The organism is Anaeromicropila herbilytica (assembly GCF_016591975.1).
Taxonomy (GTDB): domain Bacteria; phylum Bacillota; class Clostridia; order Lachnospirales; family Lachnospiraceae; genus Anaeromicropila; species Anaeromicropila herbilytica.
Map to the genome: position 1 here is coordinate 3,881,222 of NZ_AP024169.1, position 19,527 is coordinate 3,900,748.

Here is a 19,527-nt window from a genome sequence, read left to right on the forward strand (position 1 = left end):
TCAAAAGTTTTTCTCAACTTAAACTGTGTATATTGAATAACATTCCTCTCAGTCTGTATTTTTATACCAATTCATTCACTATTAAATCGCCCATTTCTATTGTTCCAACGAGAGTCTTCCCTTCGGACATGATATCAATGGTACGGTATCCTTTTTGTAACACACTTTTGATTGCTGCTTCTATCTTATCAGCTTCCACTTCCAGATCAAAAGAATATCTAAGCATCATAGCGACTGAAAGAATGGTTGCAATTGGATTCGCTTTGTTCTGTCCAGCAATATCTGGAGCAGATCCATGACTTGGTTCATATAGACCTAACTTGGTATCACCTAGACTTGCAGAAGCTAGCATACCAATAGAACCAGTTACCATACTTGCTTCATCTGATAATATATCACCAAACATATTCTCAGTCAAAATAACATCAAATTGTTTTGGATCTTTGACTAGTTGCATTGCACAATTATCAACTAGCATATCACTTAACTCTACATCTTCATACTCTTTTGCAACTTCTTTCACAACATTTCTCCATAATCTTGAAGAATCAAGAACGTTAGCTTTATCAACACTGCATACTTTCTTATTTCTCTTTCTTGCAATCTCAAATGCCCATTTTGCGATTCTTCTTATCTCAACTTCGTCATAAGTTAAGGTATCCGTTGCTTTTCTAATTCCATTTTCAGTAGTGGTATGACGTTCTCCAAAATAAAGTCCGCCAGTTAACTCTCTCATTACTACAAAGTCAAATCCACCTTCTATAAGCTCATCCTTTAATGGGCATGCTCCTTTTAGTTCATCGAATAGAACTGCTGGGCGGATATTTGCATAGAGATTCAGTCCTTTTCTAATTGCCAACAATCCTGCTTCTGGTCTTAGATTCGGAGGTAGAGTATACCAATTAGACTGACCAACATTGCCACCTACTGCACCTAAGAGGACAGAATCACTTGCTTTTGCAGTATTTAGTGCTTCCTCTGTTAGAGGGACTCCAGTTTTATCAATTGAGATTCCACCCATTAGAACTTCTGTATAAGAAAATGAGTGTCCGTGAAGCTCTCCTATTTTATCTAACACCTTAGTTGCTTCCCTTACTATCTCTGGTCCAATACCGTCTCCTGGAATTAATGCTATCTTATAGTTCATCGTATCATCCTCTCTCTTTCTAGGGTTCTTATAATCAATTTTAGTTAAGCAGCCTTTGATTGATCCAAATAAGTATAAAAAAACGCCCTACACAAGCATTGCTTATATAGGGCGAACATTAGTCCGTGTTACCACCTAATTTCAGAGATAAATCTCTGCTCTCATTACAATACAGGTAAAGTTCTTCCGATATTGTCTTCCCTATAACGGTGGAAATGTCCGTTGAAGCCTACTTAGATTATCTGTTCGGTTCAAAGCTCAAAGGCTACTTCGATACTATCTTCATGAAGATTCTCACCAACCATCTTCTCTCTTGGCTTCGGATTAGTATGTACTCCTCCTTATCATTGCTTTTACACTGCATTAAGTTAAAGTAATTATAAGCGTTTTTCTTATATATGTCAATATGTTTTTTACTATTTTTTCTTAATAAGCTAGTGTGAAAGTTTAGTGTATTTCACACTAGCGTCCATGTCTGCGACTTGCTCGCAGACCTAAATTCAACGTGTGAAGCGCCTTTTTTTCACACTAGCTCAGTAATATGATATTTAACTTTTCTTATAGTCCAAGCATTGCTTTATCAGAATATGGAGCATATTCAATTGGTACAAAATATCCTTGATCATATTGGCAAACAGGACATATCTCTGGTGCTTTGTTTCCCGTAACTATATGCCCACAATTCAAGCACATCCAGATTCCACTTGTATCTGATTGATATAGTTTATTTTCTTCTAGCATCTTAGCATAGAAACCGAAACGTTCTCCATGCGTCTTCTCAACCTTTGCAATTAATTCAAAACTTGCAGCAATCTGTGCAAATCCTTCTTCTTTTGCTATTTTTGCAAAGTTAGGATACGCATCTTCAAACTCTTCAAATTCATTGTGCTTTGCTTTATTCAATAAAGATACAATATCATCTGAAATATCTACTGGAAAGTTACCATCAATATAGATGTTCTCACCAGCAACTTCCTTTAGGTGATCAAAGAATACTTTTGCATGTGCTCTTTCTTGATTGGCTGTAAACAAGAACACTTCTTCAACTAAATGCAATTTATTATTTTTCGCAACATTAGCTGCAAACGTATATCTATTTGCTGCTTGACTTTCACCTGCAAATGCTCGAAGTAGATTCTCTTTTGTTTTGCTTTCTTTTAACGATACTGACATACGATTCCTCCTATTTCTTCAACATGATTACTTAATAAGCTTCGTATCATATTCATTTCTAATTTCATTAATCCACATTTTACATGTTTCTCAATTCTTATGAAATTATTCATGCATTCATATGTCGATATGGTTTATTTCATTAATTTACTTTACTCTAACTTCCTTGATAAAATCTATATTATACTTGATAAATTCTATCGAAACAGTATATTAATTACCATGGTTCTAACTTTGACGAAGTTTGAGTTATGATCTGGGTAGCAAAAGTCATTCTTAATATAAATTGTGTATATCGATGTATAATTATTAATTTTGGCGTAGTCCGGCTGAAAGCAACGTTTATATTTTGTCAAGACTTAAAGCGAAAATAGGAACGTGAGTGAGTATTTTGGCTTGTTTTGAGGCTTGTAAAAAATATGATGCTTGAAGGAAAGGTAGCCAAAATTCATAATTATACAGCGATATACACTCAGTAAACTAAAAAATGACTTTTGACACCCTATCCAGTTATTTATTATTTATATAATTGATTAATCCTTCAGACCTAATAATCTTTTGCATGAATTCAGGAAATGCCTGCCCTTTGAATTCAGTTCCTTTGGTTTTGTTATAGATCATTCCACTGTCAAAATCGACTTCTACCATGTCGCCTGCTTCAATTCCTTTTGCAGCTTCTGGACATTCAATAATAGGAAGACCTATGTTAATCGCGTTACGATAAAAGATTCTTGCGAATGTCTCTGCAATAACACAACTTATTCCTGCAGCTTTAATGGCAATTGGAGCATGCTCTCTTGAAGAACCACATCCAAAATTCTTATTCGCTACCATGATATCTCCAATCTTTACACGGTTAACAAATTCTTTATCGATATCCTCCATACATTTTTTTGCTAATTCTTTTGGATCAGAAGAATTAAGATATCTTGCTGGTATAATAACGTCAGTATCTACGTTGTCTCCATATTTGTGTACTGTTCCGTATGCTTTCATCTTCGTTTCCTCCTATAATCCTAAGTCTTCTGGGCTTGATATCTTACCCGTAATAGCACTTGCAGCTGCCACAGCTGGACTTGCAAGATATACTTCTGACTCTACGTGTCCCATACGTCCAACGAAATTACGGTTGGTTGTTGCTACTGCTCTTTCTCCTGCTGCTAAGATACCCATATGTCCTCCTAAGCAAGGGCCACAAGTTGGTGTACTTACAACACCACCAGCTTTAATAAAGGTTGCTAGTAAACCTTCTTCCATTGCTTGAAGATAAATTGTCTGCGTAGCAGGAAATACGATTAATCTCATTCCTTTGTCAATCTTTCTACCTTCTAAGACTTTTGCCGCTATTCTTAAATCACTGATTCTACCATTCGTGCAAGAACCAATAACGACTTGGTCAATCTTTACTTCACCAGCTTCCTCAACTGGTTTCGTATTCTCAGGTAAATGTGGAAATGCTACAGTAGGTTTTAATTCTGATAGGTTAATTACGTAAGTTTCTTCGTATTCGGCATCTTCGTCCGCTTCGTATACGGTATATTCTTTTATTGAATGTTCTTTCATATATTCAACAGTTTGTTGGTCCACTGGAAAGATACCATTTTTAGCACCTGCTTCAATAGCCATATTAGCCATTGCAAATCGGTCATCCATGGATAAGTTCTTTATTCCTTCTCCTACGAATTCCATAGATTTATATAATGCTCCATCTACACCAATCTTTCCGATAATATAAAGAATAACATCCTTTCCGCTTACCCATTTGCTTGGCTTACCAACAAGTTCAAACTTTATAGCACTTGGAACTTTAAACCATGCTTTTCCAGTTGCCATACCTGCTGCCATATCTGTACTTCCAACTCCTGTTGAGAATGCTCCTAATGCGCCATACGTACAAGTATGAGAATCTGCACCTATTACTACCTCACCTGCTACAACTAATCCTTTTTCAGGAAGTAAAGCATGCTCAATTCCCATCTCGCCTATTTCAAAGTAATTCGTAATATTATGTTCATAAGCAAATTCACGTACACATTTACAATGTTCTGCTGATTTAATATCCTTATTTGGTGTGAAATGATCTGGAACGAGAGCTATCTTATCCTTGTCAAATACTCCTTTTGTATTCATCTTTTCCATCTCATGAATGGCAACTGGAGCAGTAACATCATTGCCAAGAACAAGATCTAAGTTTGCCTCAATTAACTGCCCCGCCTGGACATTATCAAGCCCGGCATGTGCTGCTAATATTTTTTGTGTCATTGTCATACCCATAGATAAATCCTCCTTCATTTCACATATTACTTTGTTCGGTACAAGTTCTAATTTTTCTTCTTGAACTATGTTTATAATTGTATCTTAGCATAGTCTTTGATATAATTGAAATACATATTATATATATTTAATATAACCTAAAGTTATATTAAGTTGATTCACTTATTATACAGTGATATACCCTCAGTAAACTTTAAATGACTTTTGACGTCCTAACCTAACCAAACCTAATTATATTTATTAACAAAGGAGACACTATGAATCGAACAATTGAACTCGTCAATGACCATGATATTGAAGAAATGCTCCATATTTATGCCCCTTATGTATTAGAAACACCAATAACCTTTGAGTACGAAGTTCCTTCTCTTAATGAATTCAAAGAACGAATCCATTCGAATGCTATACAATTTCCTTGTCTTGTCTACAAAATAGATGAAAAAATTGTTGGCTATGCTTATGGATCTTTATTTAAAACGAAAGCAGCCTTTCAGTGGGATACCGAAGTAACCATATATCTAAGTAATTCTCATCAAGGAGAAGGTATCGGCAAATCCCTTTATCAAACACTTCTTAATCTGTTAACACTTCAAGGATATTATAATGTCTACGCTTTAATTACTTCTTCTAATGAAAAGAGTATACATTTTCATGAATATTTTGATTTTCATCCAATTAGTTTTTACGAAAACACAGGATTTAAACAAGGGAAATGGCATTCACTAACGGTATTACATAAGAAATTATGTGATTATAAGGAGAATCCGATAGAACCAATTTCTTATCACTTACTTAACCCTAATACTATTCAGAGTATATTGAGAAAATATTTATAATTCGTTATGAAAATAACTCATTTACTTTTTCCTAGCAGTTTAACCAATATAGAAAAGCTCATTCATATTTATATAAACAAATAAATTGGCTTATTTTACTTAGAAATGGAGCACTTATGGAGCAAAACTTATCTCTCTATAAAATATTTTATACCGTAGCTAAAACAGGTAATATCTCACATGCAGCAAAGGAGCTATATATCAGCCAACCTGCGATTAGTAAATCAATCAGTAAATTAGAAGATAATCTAAAGGTTACACTTTTTATCCGTAATTCTAGAGGGGTTCATCTTACCGAAGAGGGGCAACTTCTATATGAGCATGTAAAGCAAGCCTTTGATTCTATCACTATTGGCGAAGAGAGTATTAAGAAAATTACATCGTTAGGAATTGGGCAAATTAGAATCGGAGTCAGTACTACCTTATGTAAGTATATCCTTCTACCCTATTTAAAAGAGTTTGTTGAAGCTTATCCACACATTAAAATCACCATCCATTGCCAATCTACGTTTCATACCATAAAAATGTTAGAAAATAATCAAATTGACATTGGACTCATTGGTAAACCTTCTAATGAAAAAAATATAACATTCCATCCAGTTATGGAAATTGAAGATATTTTTGTTGCAACAAAGCAGTATCTTAAAAATCTTGAGCTACGAGAAGAACATTCTAGCGAATCTATAGACGATTTGGTCCAAGTAAAGGGTGAGCCCTATCCACTAAAGGAAGCTGAGATCTTTAAGAAAGCGAACTTAATGCTTCTAGATGAAGAAAATATCACACGAGTATATATTAATGAATACTTTAATACACATCAGATTGAAACGAATCAAATACTTGAAATCAATACCATGGAATTACTGATAGAATTTGCAAAGATTGGTCTCGGTGTAGCATGCGTCATTAAGGAATTTGTATTAGAGGACTTAATAAGTGACAGAATTACAGAGATACCGCTCTCCACTCCAATTGGTAAACGTGCTGTAGGATTTGCTTATTCTAGATCAACTTACCTCTCCCCTTCTATGAGAAGTTTTATTGATTATTTTAAGATTAATCAGATTGCTAGCGAAGAATAATGTTGAAAATTGTTGTTTTTAATAATAATTGATAATATTCTGGAAATATTGTAAGATATATGTAACTATTCACCATTGGGCTCTAATCCTAAAATAGAATAGTTAAATTTTACATATAAGAGAGGGAGACATATGAAGAAAGGGATTAAAAAATTATTAATTATTACCATGGTATCCGTTATGTGTGTGATGCCACAAAACAGCGTTTTTGCAGCAACCATTACGGTAAAAGGCACCACACAGACTGTTGATACCATTCCAACAACACCAGCTGAAGATGTTGCAAAATACGAAAGCTTAGATTCTTATAAAGCCTATCAATTCGATTTAGCAAGTGATACCAAAGAGGTTGTTGTTCCAATTAAAATCAACTCCAAAGGAGCTACTTACTTTTTAGCATATAACAATGCCTTAGAAAGTATGGTTCAATCCTTAAATTCTGCTTTGAAAGATGATTCTTCTGATCTCAGAGATTTAGTAGGTGAAGATTTATCATCTGATGAAGATTATTATGATGATGAGGATTACGATGACGAAGATTATGATGAAAGTGATTATGATAATTTTAATTATGACATTATAGATATGCTAGATGAGTACAAAGCACTGTATTCCAAAGCACCTCAAAATAATATCAATTTTAAGCTCTATAAGGATGCAGCTTGCTCTGATTCTAATTTAGTAAGTGAAGATCTAGGCGTTCCACTCTATGGTTTTTATCTTACATCCTTCAAAGTTCCTGCAGCTGGCACTTATTATATGAAACTATCCATGAAAGACTATGCTGGAGCAGAGAAATTGCTATATAACCTTTATACTCTTAGCTTTTCTGGCGAAGACAGAGCTTTAAAAACAAATGATCAAGTAATGGTCAGTGCTATTGATAATAGTCCAATTTACTATAAAGTTACTCCTGCAAAAGATGGTTTACTAACGATTGATGTCACAGATGCGACTGATTATTCGATGAAAGAAGCCAAACTCACTTTATGTGATGCAAATAAGAAAGTGATATCAAACACATATGACATGAAGAAAAAAGAAGACGGTGTTGCTTTTGCTGTAACTAAAGGTGATTATTATATTTCCTTAGCTGCAACAGCTACCAAAGACACTAAACCTTCCTTGTATACTATCTCTACATACTATAACAACATAACTAAAAAAAGTGGATCAGATCGATCCTCTGCTAAAAAAATTTATTTAGGTAAAGAAGTCAATGGACTTCAAGCATTAAATGAAAATAAGGCAGATTGGTACCAAATAAAGACTAGTAAACAAAAGAAACTTAAGATTGAATTAAGCAATATTATGACAAGTGGTAATCTAAAAGTTACTCTTTATGATAAAAATAATAAAGCAATAACTTGTACTACATCAAAGAAAAGCAGTCAATTAACCTATACTACAAAATCTAAATTAGCCAAAGGAACGTATTATATTAAAATTGAAAAATCAACAGAAGCTACTTCTGGATCTTATACCTTATTAGTTAAATAATATGCATATCATATTGGACTTTTAATAATATTGAAACATTCAATAATTAAAAAATTATATATAAACATTTCTAACAAAAAAAATAATGCTACAGTCTACTGTGATTATTACAGTAGGTCTGCAGTATTATTAGTCTTATTACATTTTTTCTTTATAAGCCTTAAATGCTGTAGGAACGGAGTATTCTTCATCAATTTTATTACGCGACACCCAATTGAACTGCATGTTATTATCGCATAATAATTCCGTACTCTCTATCTTAATTAAGCTATCCGGATCTATCCTTTTATCCAACTTTATTTTATATCCAATCATTCTCCATTCAATATGAGAAAAAAAATGTTTTGCTTCACCTAACAGTTCAATTTCATCCAATTCCACATTGTTATTCTTTAATAACTCTTCTATTTCAGATAAGCTAAGTTTCTGATTAAAATTAGGGAACTCCCAAAGACCAGACAGAAGTCCTTTCTCGTCTCGTTTTCTAATGGCAATATTATTTTCATGTTCAATTAATAGTATTGTCTTTTCTTCAATCTTTCTTGCCTTTTTTGCTGGCTTTACTGGAATCTGCATGTAGCTACCTTGTTCTCTTGCTTCACAAATTGAATAAACTGGGCATTTATCGCAAAGAGGTTTACCATTAGGAAGGCACACTGTTGCTCCTAGCTCCATAAGTGATTGATTAAAATCACCTGGACGGTCACCAGGCATTATATCTTTTAGCTCATTTTCTAGCTCTGACTTTACCTTTTGCTTTGTTATATCATCATAGCTATTCGTAATTCTCTTAGTTACTCTAAGAACATTCCCATCAACAGCTGGCACAGGAATCTGATATGCAATCGATGCGATTGCACCTGCTGTGTAAGAACCAATTCCAGGTAACTCTAATAAGTGCTCATAAGAAGCTGGAAGAGTCCCGTTATATTCTTCCATAATCATGATTGCTGCCTTCTTTAGATTCTTAGCTCTATTATAATAGCCCAATCCTTCCCATAGTTTTAATAATTTATCTTCTTCTACCTCAGCTAAATCTCTAACCTCAGGTAATGCTTTAATAAATCGATCAAAAAATGGTTTGACTGCTTCAACTCTAGTCTGTTGTAACATAATCTCAGATATCCATACATAATATGGCTTCGGATTCTCTCTCCATGGTAATATTCTTACGCCCTTATCGTACCAATCCAGTAAATATCCTACCATGTTTTCGTATTTTTTGTTCATTTATACAATGCCTTTCTATTATTTTAAGTCCTTCTTAATTACTTCCCATTTGTCAATTAACCGTTCTAATGTATATGAGGCGTTCGCTGGGCTAGTAGAGGGAAGCTTAATCATATCTCTTTCTATATTCTTATAACAATATTTCATATATAATTGGTATGCCTTATCTCCATTTCCATAGACATTCTTTATATTGTTATGTTCTAATATGATTGAAAGATCATTCGGTATCACATTTTTAATACTGCTATCACTGGAACCTTCAATCTCACATGACTTTATGACATCCCATATTGCAATATTATTTCTTAATAGCATATCTTTTTTCTCATCAATTGTTGTTGGGATTGCTTCATTCGTTATGGAAGCTAGCACCTTCCAAAATCTATTTTGTGGGTGATTGTAATAAAAATTACCCTCTCTTGATTTTACCGATGGAAATGTCCCTAATATCAGAATCTTTGAATTTTCACTATATATTGGTAAAAATGTATGCGTAACTTGTTCCATATACACCTTTCTTTCTAATTATTAGATAAGATTATAATCTAGCATATAACTCGATGATGGTTCATCCTATTATATTACACCAATTCACTTAGTCCTTCAAGAACCGCATTTTTGGTAATAAAAATTTTTCATCCCTTACAGCATTCTACCTTTTTCTTCTTCTATATGTGATATATTAAACCTATCTGTAATTGTAATTATTTGTAATTAATATTTTGTAACTCATATTACTAATTACTAGATTTAAAATGCAATGTTATGAAAGCAAAAATATACCAATGGAGAGTTGAATAGAAACTATGAAGAAATCAAAAAAGTTACAAACTATTTTTTTTATCTTAATAACGGTTACGATAATTGTATCACTCACACTAAAATATATACATAGCAAAGATACTGAGACAATTGTATCTACCAAGAGTTTTATACCGAAATTACAAAAAATAAAGCAGACGAATCATAAATCTACTTTAAATCTTAAGAGCAATCAATTGTATTTACTAGCTATTCCTTCCACTAGTTATTTAACATCTAGTAGCAGTGAGTCAGTTGATGATTCAAAAGATAAAAATGCTTTATCAAACGATAATCTATCAAGTAACTCTGCTTCTACAGATGATACTGCTTCAAACGACCAAGATGACATTTCAAAATACTCATACGACTATATAGCATTGTTAGATAAGAATATGAATATTGTATTAGAAGCTAGTGATACGTATATTGAGAATTCAGAATTAGGTGTTATCGATTCCAATGTTCCCTTAATCTTAGGACAGCATGCAAAGAATTCAAAAGAAAAAAATAAAACCTATACTTATGGCGTATACGATTTAACACATAATGATTGGATCATCAAACGTATCTATTCTTATATCAGTGAATTAGGCGATGATTATTACATAGCATATGACAATGAGGGAGTTCCATTGCTTTTACATAAGGATGGAAGTAAAGTAATCAAGAAAGATTTTGATAGCAATACTAACTTTAAACTTCTTGGTAATCATATTGTAGCATTAAATGACATAACCTCCAGTGCATCAATCTACTCTTCCTCTGGCGAGTTAATTAAAACATTAAATGCCAAATATATTACCCTTTATAAAAATTGTATCATTACTAGCGATACAAACAAGGACGGAATTGTGTACGATGAAAATGGAAATTCTATATTTTCAAAAGATAGCTTATTCAAAAAGAATACTAACCTTGGAATTAGCACAAATGAAACTATGACCATTTATCAATACAATGAAGAATCTTCATTAGTCGAAGTTCAAATCAGTCACTTTTATATCATATGTAAATTAGACGGAACGATTATTAAATTACTCAATCAAAATGAAGAACCTAACTCAAATCTAGGATTAGTCTCCAATGGCTATTTTACTTACTCAAGTGATTTAACTCAATTATCCTTTTACAATCAAAATGGTACAAAATATGTATCAAGTGATAATAATGATTTCACAGATTTCATATATCCTAATTATTATTACAGCAAAGAAAATACAATCGAACTTTATAACTATACCACGAACACCACCTACACTTTGGATGTAAGTAAGCTATCTTCCCCTTATCTATCTGGGATACACAATAATTTTTTCTTTATCTTAAGCCATGATGATCCAAATTCGGTCTTAATCTATTATAAAGACAAGTTAGTCTATCAAGGAAGTCAAAGTTATATTGAATTAATTAATGATAATATCGTAGTAACTAATGTTACTAAAGATAGTAGTAAAAAAATTATTAAAGACAAAGATTCAACCTTTACCCCTTATTCTGCACTCATGAACTCAAAGCATATTATATATGATAAGAATGGGGCAAAGATATACTCTTCTAAAAAGAGTGAAAAGATATTGAGTATAAATGAATCTTATTTACAGATTATGCGAGATAATGCAATCGGGATATGCGATTATGATGGTAATTTCTTATGTAAGATTAATCTAAGTTCAAAATAATGAAAAACTATACTATAAAAAAGCCCTTACTGCTAATTAATAGCATCGTAAGGGCTTAAATTAATTAATAAGTATGAATTATTAATCGTTATATATTATTAGTTATTAATAAATTTATCTTCTTCGTTATTCCAGCTGTAAAGTTTACGGATTTCATCACCAACAACTTCTGATGGATGTTCAGCTGCTAATTTTCTCATTGCTCTAAAGTGAGCTTGACCGCCTGCTTCTGACATATCTAATAAGAAATCTTTTGCAAAAGTTCCATCTTGGATATCAGATAAGATCTTCTTCATTGCTTTCTTTGTATCATCTGTGATGATCTTAGGTCCAGTAATATAATCACCATATTCAGCTGTATTTGAGATTGAATATCTCATACCAGCAAATCCTGATTGATAGATTAAATCTACGATTAATTTCATCTCATGGATACATTCAAAGTATGCATTTCTTGCATCATATCCAGCTTCAACAAGTGTTTCATAACCAGCTTGCATTAGTGCACATACACCACCACATAGAACTGCTTGTTCTCCGAAAAGGTCAGTTTCTGTTTCAGTTCTGAATGTAGTCTCAAGTACACCAGCTCTTGCTCCACCGATTGCTAATGCATAAGCTAATGCAACTTCTAAAGCTTTTCCTGTAGCATCTTGCTTTACAGCTACTAGACAAGGAACACCTTTTCCTACTTGATATTCACTTCTTACTGTATGTCCTGGTCCTTTTGGAGCGATCATTGTTACGTCAACATCTTTTGGAGGTATAATTTGACCAAAGTGAATTGCAAATCCATGTGCAAACATTAACATATTTCCTGGTTCAAGATTTGGTTCGATATCATTCTTATACATTGATGCTTGTTTCTCATCATTGATTAGAATCATGATAATATCAGCCTTTTTAGCAGCTTCTGCAGCTGTATATACTTCAAAACCTTGTTTTACTGCTTTATCCCATGACTTACTACCTTCGTATAAACCAATAATTACATGAGCACCTGATTCTTTTGCATTTAACGCATGTGCATGTCCTTGGCTACCATAACCGATAACAGCTATTGTTTTGCCTTCTAATAATGATAAATTACAATCTTGTTGATAAAATATTCTTGCCATTGGTATATCCTCCTAATTTTAATAAAATAATATATAGAATTTATCTGATAGTCAGTAATCTTAGTATTAAGATTGTGAAACTAAAAGGTAAATTATTCACAATTTCTAATTAATTTACTTTGAACTAGCTCCCCTAGTAAGTCCTGTGATACCTGTTCTTACTAGTTCTAATAGTGTATAGCCTTCTAGTAAATGTATAAAAGCATCCAGCTTTTCTTGGTTACCAGTTAATTCAATCATTAATGAATCATCTGCAACATCAACAATCTTAGCTCGAAAGATATCTGCTATTGCAATTATCGCCTGTCTGTCCTGTGGAGAGGCAGCTACTTTTGCAAGAATTAATTCTCTTGCTACCGATTGACCAGGCTCTAATTCCTTAATTTCTTTGACATCCTCTAATTTACTTAATTGTTTCTCAATCTGCTCTAATATCTGATCATCACCGTTCACGACTACTGTCATCCTAGAATAAGTTGAATCTTGCGTCTCTCCAACGGTTAAACTATCTATGTTATAACCTCTACGACTAAATAAGCCAGAGACACGACTAAGAACACCTGAAGTATTCTCTACTAATATTGACAATATCATTTTTCTCATATCTATATCCTTCCTCTCCTATGATAAAAGTAAGTTGATTGTGTGCATTCACACTTTAACGCATTAATGATTTATGATATTAATCTGTAAAATTTTTAATAGTTTATATTGTATCACAATTAATATTTTTGTCAAGAATTATATGCTTATATTATAGATGGTTATTCAACCTTAATTGAATAACCATCTGTAATATGAACCAAATTCATTATTTATTACTCTTGTGTATCTGAAGATTCAAATATAAAATCATTCAAAGCCTTAATATTAGTATCCATGTCAGGAATTAACACAGCCATATTATTGATACGATCTTGTGTATAAGAATTATCAATCGGAATTCTCATTTGATTAATTGTTGTAGTGCCTAGCATTACAATAGATTTTAGATAGGATATGATCTCATCGTTACTTAAATCAGTGGATATATAAGGCATTAATTCTTCTACTAATCCTAACAGATCTGTTAAGGACATCGATTTCGCCTCAGTAAAGATTGCTTGTAATACCTTTCTTTGGCGCTCCGTCCTACCAAAGTCTCCTTTGTTATCTTGTCTTATTCTACTATATGCTAAAGCTTGGGAACCATTCATAATATTTACTCCACGCTTTAATTTTAACACTGGACCTTTTTTATATGCAGTTGTTAAATATTCATATTCAGCATCTGTGAGCTCAATTTTAACCCCACCCACTTTATTAATCACTGCTTTGAACGCTTCAAAATCAACCAATACATAACCATCTAATTTTAGTCCAAAATCCGATGCAATGGTTTGATATAAGAGGCTAACTCCACCAAATGAATAAGCAGCGTTGAACTTGTTATTATCATGCCCAGGAATCGGAACATACATGTCTCTCATCAAAGATGTAAGTTTTAATTTTCTATGTTTTAAATCTAGCGTAGCAATCATTGTTGAATCGGAACGGCCTGCTTGTGTCCACTCTGCTCTCTTATCTGATCCAACTAATAGAATATTAATAATCTTTTTATCCGATGTCAGTTTATCTTCATCTACATTAACGGTAGATAAATCTTTTACATTATCACGATTAATAGAATTAAGTGCAACGGTAACTTCTAATTGAAGCCTTGCTGCTCCCCATCCTATCAATACCGCAAGACATATTAGAACAATATGAACTGTTCTTCGTATCATCTTTTTTCGCTTTTTCTTCTTTAACAATTCTTTTCTACGCAAGATTTCTCTATCATTCTTTACGTTATTACTTACTAATTTTTCTCTACTATCGTTTCCCATAATTACCATAATGCAACCTACTGCTCCTAGATAGGTTGCTGCCACTATTAATATGTTGAAAGAACCCGTGTGTGGCGTTCCTTTCTATCTCTACTTTCTTTCAACTTTACTCCCACTTAAATAACTCGATAATTAACAACACGCTTTTATTTCTTATATATCTTACACTTTTATAAAATTAATAACACGCCAATATTTCGAATTATCCCAGTTTTTAAGAAACCATATTTTATCGCAATATATCTACGTTTCATCCAATTTTCTTTGTGTAATCTAGCAAACTGCTTTATCATATTTCTCTGATTTTCTGATAAGCTGTTCTTATATAATTTATAAAATTGTTCTGCTTGTTCCTCAGTATCTTTAATTACATTTTTCTGTTTATTCAATGAAGAGATACGATTGGTAAGATAAGCTAACTTTCCTTGCCCACCAATTACATTAGCAGCATGTTGACGATACAGAATTGTTGGTTGCTTCAGAAATGCTATATTTCCAAAACATGCCGACAATAAACCAATCCACCAATCATGCATTCTTAAATTTTGAGGTATTTCTAATTTTGTAATTACCTCTTTATTTACCATGATGGTACAACCTAGTAATTTATTCTCCATTAATAGATGTGGTAGATCTACCTTTCTCACATCTAGATTGCTTGTCTTATAAAAAGATGATTGCATCACATTCAGATTCTCATCTACTATTTTTGCATCTGTATAAACGGTATTTGGTTTATTGGGATACTTTTTTTCTAGCTCAAGCATCTTCTGATAGGTTAACTGAATCTTCTCTGGAAGCCATACATCATCTTGATCACAACACATAACATAATCTTCGTTAGAATTCTTTAAGGCATGTAAGAAGTTCAATTTCACTCCTAGATTTTTTGGGTTCTGATAACCTTTAATCTTATCTGGATAACGTTTCTCATAATCCGCTATGATGGATAATGTAGAATCTGTTGAACCATCATCATAGATGGATAACTTCCAATTCGTATAAGTATTTGATAATATGGACTCAATTTGCTCTGTTAGATATTTCTCTCCGTTATAAGTAGCCATAATAATGCCAATTGTACTCATACCGTTCCTCTTTTCTATCTTCTTAATTTTTGCTGTTTCTTATTTATGTCTCTATTTTCTTAGTGTTTCATCTTGCTAAACGCTTGTACATACTGAATCAATTCGATTATTTTTCTTTCCAATAGGTCTTATTCATACTGAATTTTACTACCAACTTCTTAGGAAGTTGTTCATAATGATAACCAAATTTATATCCAAGATATTTAAATCCCGTCTCCATAATAAAGCTAGGAATCAGATATGGCTTCTTGATATGGAATAAATACTTTATCGTTTTCTTTACTAATTTCATTCCTTCTGTTTCTGATTTAATTCCTTCGAATATCTCTCTATACTGCCTTTGTGATACTGCTAAATCGAAGTTTCTTGTAAACTGTTCACGATAGGTATATTTGTGAGAATGAATTACCCTCGCTTGGGAAGCATATTGAATCGAATATCCATCCTGAATTATTTTAGAAGCCATAATCATATCTTCGTTAAAGATTGTCTTTGTAACAAATCCGCCAAGGTTTTTATAAATATCATTACGATATGCAGCACACACATTGGAACAAAAATAGGTCTTGATTCCAAGTCTTTTGATATCATTTTTAGACTTTAGAAGATCTGTATCAGGATAGTTAAAGATTCTTGTATATTTTTCAATAATACCTGCACCCTTATTCGCTAATTGCCTTCCATAACAAGCTGCAACTTCCTCTTTATCAAAAGCTTTTAGCATATTCTCGATTAGATATTCATCTTTTGGCACCGCATCATCCGTCATAAACATGATGATATCTGCACTTGATAAGCTTGCTCCGTAATTTCTTGTACCGCCATGATCAAATTCTTCTTTTTTAATATGTGTTACATGAACATTCTCCATGCCTTCATAGCGTGATGATGCTAGATATTGTTCTTCTGTATTTATGACAAAAATATGCCCTGGCTTTACAGACTGTTTTTCAAGCATCTGTAATAATCGATCAAACTTATTCGATGGCTTATAGGTTGGTATAATCACATCAATGGTTCGATTAGGATAATTAGTTTCACTCATTTTCATTTCCTCTTTCAACTCTAACTTGTCAGTTATAAGTTCAACAAGTCTCAATTAATCTTTAATAATCTCTTCACTAATTTTACAGCATCTGCTGCATCTTTGGAATACCCATCTGCACCTATTTCATCGGCATAACTTTGTGTTATAACTGCACCACCAATGATTACCTGTACATTTAGTTTTTCTTTCTTCACTCTATCAACAACTTCTTTCATCTCAAGCATCGTTGTCGTCATAAGAGCAGATAGACCTATAACATCCGCTTTTCTCTCTTTGGCTGTTTGAATTATGGTTTCTGTTGGTACATCTTTACCTAAGTCAATGACTTCAAACCCATAATTTTTTAACATAAGTGCAACTAAATTCTTACCGATATCATGAATATCTCCAGCTACAGTCGCAATAACTATCGTTCCTAATTTCTGTGAATTTTCATCCCTCTTAAGCATAGGTTCAATATATTCTATAGCTGTTTTCATTGCTTCAGCACTGGAAATAAGCTGTGGTAAGAAATAGATTTGTTTATCAAATAAACTTCCCACTTCATTAATCGCAGGGATTAGGATACTATCTACGATTGTCTCTGGTCTAATTCCTTGTTCTAATGTCTTCTTCACATTATCCAAGATAGACTTACGATTCCCTTTAATTACGTCTTCATATACTACAGTCTTGGTTAAATCAGAATCTATTTTATTATGCAAATCAGTAGAAGAATTTATTATTTCCTTCTCCTTGTTACTCACATTTTCTTTTGTAGCACTGTCCACTTTTATCGTATTTTTTATTTCCACTGGATTCTTCGTTACTTGATTGATATACCTGATATCTGAATCTTCCACTGCACATAACAGATCAGAAGCAAATGCTGTGTTCATCAATAAGCTCTGAGAAGGATTCGCGATTGCCATCGTAAGCCCTTCCTTTATAGCAAATGCTAAAAATGTGCTATTTACAAATTGTCGTTCAGGTAAGCCAAAGGAAATATTCGATAGTCCTACTATAGTTGCAAGATTTAATTCATTCTTACAATAACGAATAGTCTCGAGTGTCTCAAGAGCAGCTTTTTTATTAGCACCTACTGTATTAACAAGACCATCTACTACTATATCTTCTTCTACTAAACCATGTTGCTTGGCTGCATCCACAATGGTATGGATGACCTTCTTTTTCTCTTCGATATTTTTAGGAAGCCCTTGATCTGATAGTGGAAGCAGTATAAACATAGCTCCATATTTTTTTGCTATTGGAATTAATCGTTCAAACTTTTCTTTCTCTAGAGATATTGAATTAATTAATGCTCGTCCAGGATAGATACGAAGTGCTGCTTCAATGACATCTACATGACTAGAGTCGATACATAATGGGACACTAGATGCTAAAGATACCTCTTCGATTACTTTCATCATCATCTCTTTTTCATTGATTCCGTTCATACCCATATTGATATCCAGAATATCTGCGCCATGCTCAATCTGGCTCTCTACCATATCCATTACAATGTTTAATGAATCATTTCTTAACTCTTCTTGTAAAGCCTTTTTACCAGTAGGATTAATTCGTTCTCCTACCACAAGAAACTTACCATCGATATCAATCTCTAAAGTACGTCTTTCGGTTGTGATTGCACGAATTGGTTTTGCTGTTATCACTGGCGGTACCAATCCATTTAATTTATCACATAACGCTTTCATATGTTGTGGGGTTGTTCCACAGCAGCCACCAATGATTCCAGCACCTGCTTCTACCAGTTTCTTTCCCTCCACTGCAAATTCTTCTGGTCCCATATCGAATACGGTCTTGCGATCCACAAGCTTTGGTAAACCAGCATTAGGCTTTGCAATAATTGGAATTGTCGCATATTGCTTCATTTCCTCAATCACGCCAATCATCTTGTCTGGACCCGTGGAACAATTCGCACCAATAGCATCAACTCCTAGAGCCTGTAACACAATGACAGCAGTCTTAGGATCTGTACCATATAAAGTCTTACCATCTTCATTAAACGTTAAGGTAACCATGATTGGTAAATCACTGATTTCTTTGATAGCGATTACTGCTGCACGCACTTCTTGAAGACTCATCATAGTCTCAACAACAAATAGATCTACGCCCTCTTTCAGAATACTGGCCACTTGCTCCTTATATATTGTAATAAGTTCTTCAAACTTTAATGAACCAATCGGATATAACTGCTCTCCTGTCATCGTTAAATCAGCTGCTACGTAGGCCTTCCCTGCTGTCGCTACCTTCGATAACTTAACTAACTCTCGATTCATCGACTCTATCTGATCCGCTAATCCATACTCTTCAAGTTTTACGCGGTTTGCTGTAAAAGTTGGTGCATATAAAATATCTGTTCCAGCTTCTACATACTCTTTTTGCAAACCTATCAACACATCTTTATGTTCAAGAATCCACTGTTCTGGACACACACCAACCTGCATCCCTGCTTCTTGCAGATTAGTTCCAGTTGCTCCATCTAAGATTATAATCTTATGTTTTACTAAATCTAAGAATTCTTTTTTCGTCATAGCACCAGCTCCTTTGTTGTTTTTTATATATTCCATAATCAAAATTCGCAGTTCAAAAACTATAATATACTTTCCAAATTCAATCGATACAGTAAATCAATTACCATGTTTGAAAATTTTGCATCGCCTGGACTTTAACAAGT

The 19,527-nt window shown here is 33.3% G+C and carries 16 protein-coding genes and 1 other annotated feature; of the genes, 4 read left to right on the forward strand and 12 right to left on the reverse strand.

What is annotated here, in order from left to right; translation table 11 throughout:
- Window positions 1-61 precede the first annotated feature (61 nt).
- The 4 genes from leuB to leuC form a co-directional block, all read right to left on the reverse strand.
- Window positions 62-1,147 (reverse strand): 3-isopropylmalate dehydrogenase, encoded by a 1,086-nt coding sequence (leuB, locus tag bsdtb5_RS16720; protein ID WP_271713113.1) that lies wholly within the window; start codon window positions 1,145-1,147, stop codon window positions 62-64.
- Window positions 1,148-1,251: 104 nt separating this feature from the next.
- Window positions 1,252-1,504: a binding site (T-box leader), on the reverse strand.
- A gap of 201 nt (window positions 1,505-1,705) precedes the next feature.
- Entirely contained in the window at window positions 1,706-2,320 is a 615-nt protein-coding gene (gene rbr, locus bsdtb5_RS16725; RefSeq protein ID WP_271713114.1) for a rubrerythrin, read from the reverse strand.
- 510 nt (window positions 2,321-2,830) lie between these two features.
- A complete protein-coding gene (leuD, locus tag bsdtb5_RS16730; protein ID WP_271713115.1) occupies window positions 2,831-3,316 on the reverse strand; it encodes a 3-isopropylmalate dehydratase small subunit in 486 nt (161 codons plus the stop codon).
- 12 nt (window positions 3,317-3,328) lie between these two features.
- Window positions 3,329-4,594 (reverse strand): 3-isopropylmalate dehydratase large subunit, encoded by a 1,266-nt coding sequence (leuC, locus tag bsdtb5_RS16735; protein WP_271713116.1) that lies wholly within the window; start codon window positions 4,592-4,594, stop codon window positions 3,329-3,331.
- A 257-nt stretch (window positions 4,595-4,851) separates the two neighbouring features.
- Between leuC and bsdtb5_RS16740 the strand changes: the two genes are divergently transcribed.
- From bsdtb5_RS16740 to bsdtb5_RS16750, 3 genes are all read left to right on the forward strand, one after another.
- Entirely contained in the window at window positions 4,852-5,430 is a 579-nt protein-coding gene (locus tag bsdtb5_RS16740) for a GNAT family N-acetyltransferase (protein ID WP_271713117.1), read from the forward strand.
- A gap of 116 nt (window positions 5,431-5,546) precedes the next feature.
- Window positions 5,547-6,512: a LysR family transcriptional regulator gene (locus tag bsdtb5_RS16745; RefSeq protein ID WP_271713118.1), complete on the forward strand. Its 966-nt coding sequence runs from the start codon at window positions 5,547-5,549 to the stop codon at window positions 6,510-6,512.
- Between the two features lie 132 nt (window positions 6,513-6,644).
- The gene (locus bsdtb5_RS16750; RefSeq protein WP_271713119.1) at window positions 6,645-8,012 is read left to right on the forward strand and encodes a pre-peptidase C-terminal domain-containing protein; all 1,368 of its coding nucleotides are present in this window, start codon (window positions 6,645-6,647) and stop codon (window positions 8,010-8,012) included.
- Window positions 8,013-8,150: 138 nt separating this feature from the next.
- Here the strand turns inward: bsdtb5_RS16750 and mutY are convergent, their stop codons facing one another.
- Both mutY and bsdtb5_RS16760 read right to left on the reverse strand, forming a co-directional pair.
- Entirely contained in the window at window positions 8,151-9,242 is a 1,092-nt protein-coding gene (mutY, locus tag bsdtb5_RS16755; RefSeq protein ID WP_271713120.1) for an A/G-specific adenine glycosylase, read from the reverse strand.
- A gap of 18 nt (window positions 9,243-9,260) precedes the next feature.
- Window positions 9,261-9,752 carry a DNA-deoxyinosine glycosylase gene (locus bsdtb5_RS16760; RefSeq protein ID WP_271713121.1) on the reverse strand — a complete coding sequence of 164 codons (492 nt, stop codon included), beginning with the start codon at window positions 9,750-9,752 and terminating at the stop codon, window positions 9,261-9,263.
- 299 nt (window positions 9,753-10,051) lie between these two features.
- On the opposite strand from bsdtb5_RS16760, the gene bsdtb5_RS16765 reads away from it, so the two are divergent.
- A complete protein-coding gene (locus bsdtb5_RS16765; protein ID WP_271713122.1) occupies window positions 10,052-11,728 on the forward strand; it encodes a hypothetical protein in 1,677 nt (558 codons plus the stop codon).
- A 98-nt stretch (window positions 11,729-11,826) separates the two neighbouring features.
- Here the strand turns inward: bsdtb5_RS16765 and ilvC are convergent, their stop codons facing one another.
- The 6 genes from ilvC to bsdtb5_RS16795 form a co-directional block, all read right to left on the reverse strand.
- Window positions 11,827-12,846 (reverse strand): ketol-acid reductoisomerase, encoded by a 1,020-nt coding sequence (gene ilvC, locus bsdtb5_RS16770; protein ID WP_271713123.1) that lies wholly within the window; start codon window positions 12,844-12,846, stop codon window positions 11,827-11,829.
- Window positions 12,847-12,960: 114 nt separating this feature from the next.
- Window positions 12,961-13,449 (reverse strand): acetolactate synthase small subunit, encoded by a 489-nt coding sequence (ilvN, locus tag bsdtb5_RS16775; protein WP_271713124.1) that lies wholly within the window; start codon window positions 13,447-13,449, stop codon window positions 12,961-12,963.
- 215 nt (window positions 13,450-13,664) lie between these two features.
- Window positions 13,665-14,723 (reverse strand): LCP family protein, encoded by a 1,059-nt coding sequence (locus tag bsdtb5_RS16780; protein ID WP_271713125.1) that lies wholly within the window; start codon window positions 14,721-14,723, stop codon window positions 13,665-13,667.
- Window positions 14,724-14,884: 161 nt separating this feature from the next.
- A complete protein-coding gene (locus tag bsdtb5_RS16785; RefSeq protein WP_271713126.1) occupies window positions 14,885-15,802 on the reverse strand; it encodes a glycosyltransferase family 2 protein in 918 nt (305 codons plus the stop codon).
- A 106-nt stretch (window positions 15,803-15,908) separates the two neighbouring features.
- Window positions 15,909-16,847, reverse strand: a complete 939-nt coding sequence (locus bsdtb5_RS16790; RefSeq protein WP_271713127.1) for a glycosyltransferase — start codon at window positions 16,845-16,847, stop codon at window positions 15,909-15,911.
- Between the two features lie 50 nt (window positions 16,848-16,897).
- On the reverse strand, window positions 16,898-19,384 hold the full coding sequence (locus bsdtb5_RS16795; protein WP_271713128.1) for a homocysteine S-methyltransferase family protein: 2,487 nt from the start codon (window positions 19,382-19,384) through the stop codon (window positions 16,898-16,900).
- Window positions 19,385-19,527 lie beyond the last annotated feature (143 nt).

Bases quoted from the DNA above. Each gene is read 5' to 3' on its own strand.
- leuB (WP_271713113.1), bottom strand. From the start codon at position 1,147: ATGAACTATAAGATAGCATTAATTCCAGGAGACGGTATTGGACCAGAG.
- rbr (WP_271713114.1), bottom strand. From the start codon at position 2,320: ATGTCAGTATCGTTAAAAGAAAGCAAAACAAAAGAGAATCTACTTCGA.
- leuD (WP_271713115.1), bottom strand. From the start codon at position 3,316: ATGAAAGCATACGGAACAGTACACAAATATGGAGACAACGTAGATACT.
- leuC (WP_271713116.1), bottom strand. From the start codon at position 4,594: ATGGGTATGACAATGACACAAAAAATATTAGCAGCACATGCCGGGCTT.
- bsdtb5_RS16740 (WP_271713117.1), top strand. From the start codon at position 4,852: ATGAATCGAACAATTGAACTCGTCAATGACCATGATATTGAAGAAATG.
- bsdtb5_RS16745 (WP_271713118.1), top strand. From the start codon at position 5,547: ATGGAGCAAAACTTATCTCTCTATAAAATATTTTATACCGTAGCTAAA.
- bsdtb5_RS16750 (WP_271713119.1), top strand. From the start codon at position 6,645: ATGAAGAAAGGGATTAAAAAATTATTAATTATTACCATGGTATCCGTT.
- mutY (WP_271713120.1), bottom strand. From the start codon at position 9,242: ATGAACAAAAAATACGAAAACATGGTAGGATATTTACTGGATTGGTAC.
- bsdtb5_RS16760 (WP_271713121.1), bottom strand. From the start codon at position 9,752: ATGGAACAAGTTACGCATACATTTTTACCAATATATAGTGAAAATTCA.
- bsdtb5_RS16765 (WP_271713122.1), top strand. From the start codon at position 10,052: ATGAAGAAATCAAAAAAGTTACAAACTATTTTTTTTATCTTAATAACG.
- ilvC (WP_271713123.1), bottom strand. From the start codon at position 12,846: ATGGCAAGAATATTTTATCAACAAGATTGTAATTTATCATTATTAGAA.
- ilvN (WP_271713124.1), bottom strand. From the start codon at position 13,449: ATGAGAAAAATGATATTGTCAATATTAGTAGAGAATACTTCAGGTGTT.
- bsdtb5_RS16780 (WP_271713125.1), bottom strand. From the start codon at position 14,723: ATGGTAATTATGGGAAACGATAGTAGAGAAAAATTAGTAAGTAATAAC.
- bsdtb5_RS16785 (WP_271713126.1), bottom strand. From the start codon at position 15,802: ATGAGTACAATTGGCATTATTATGGCTACTTATAACGGAGAGAAATAT.
- bsdtb5_RS16790 (WP_271713127.1), bottom strand. From the start codon at position 16,847: ATGAGTGAAACTAATTATCCTAATCGAACCATTGATGTGATTATACCA.
- bsdtb5_RS16795 (WP_271713128.1), bottom strand. From the start codon at position 19,384: ATGACGAAAAAAGAATTCTTAGATTTAGTAAAACATAAGATTATAATC.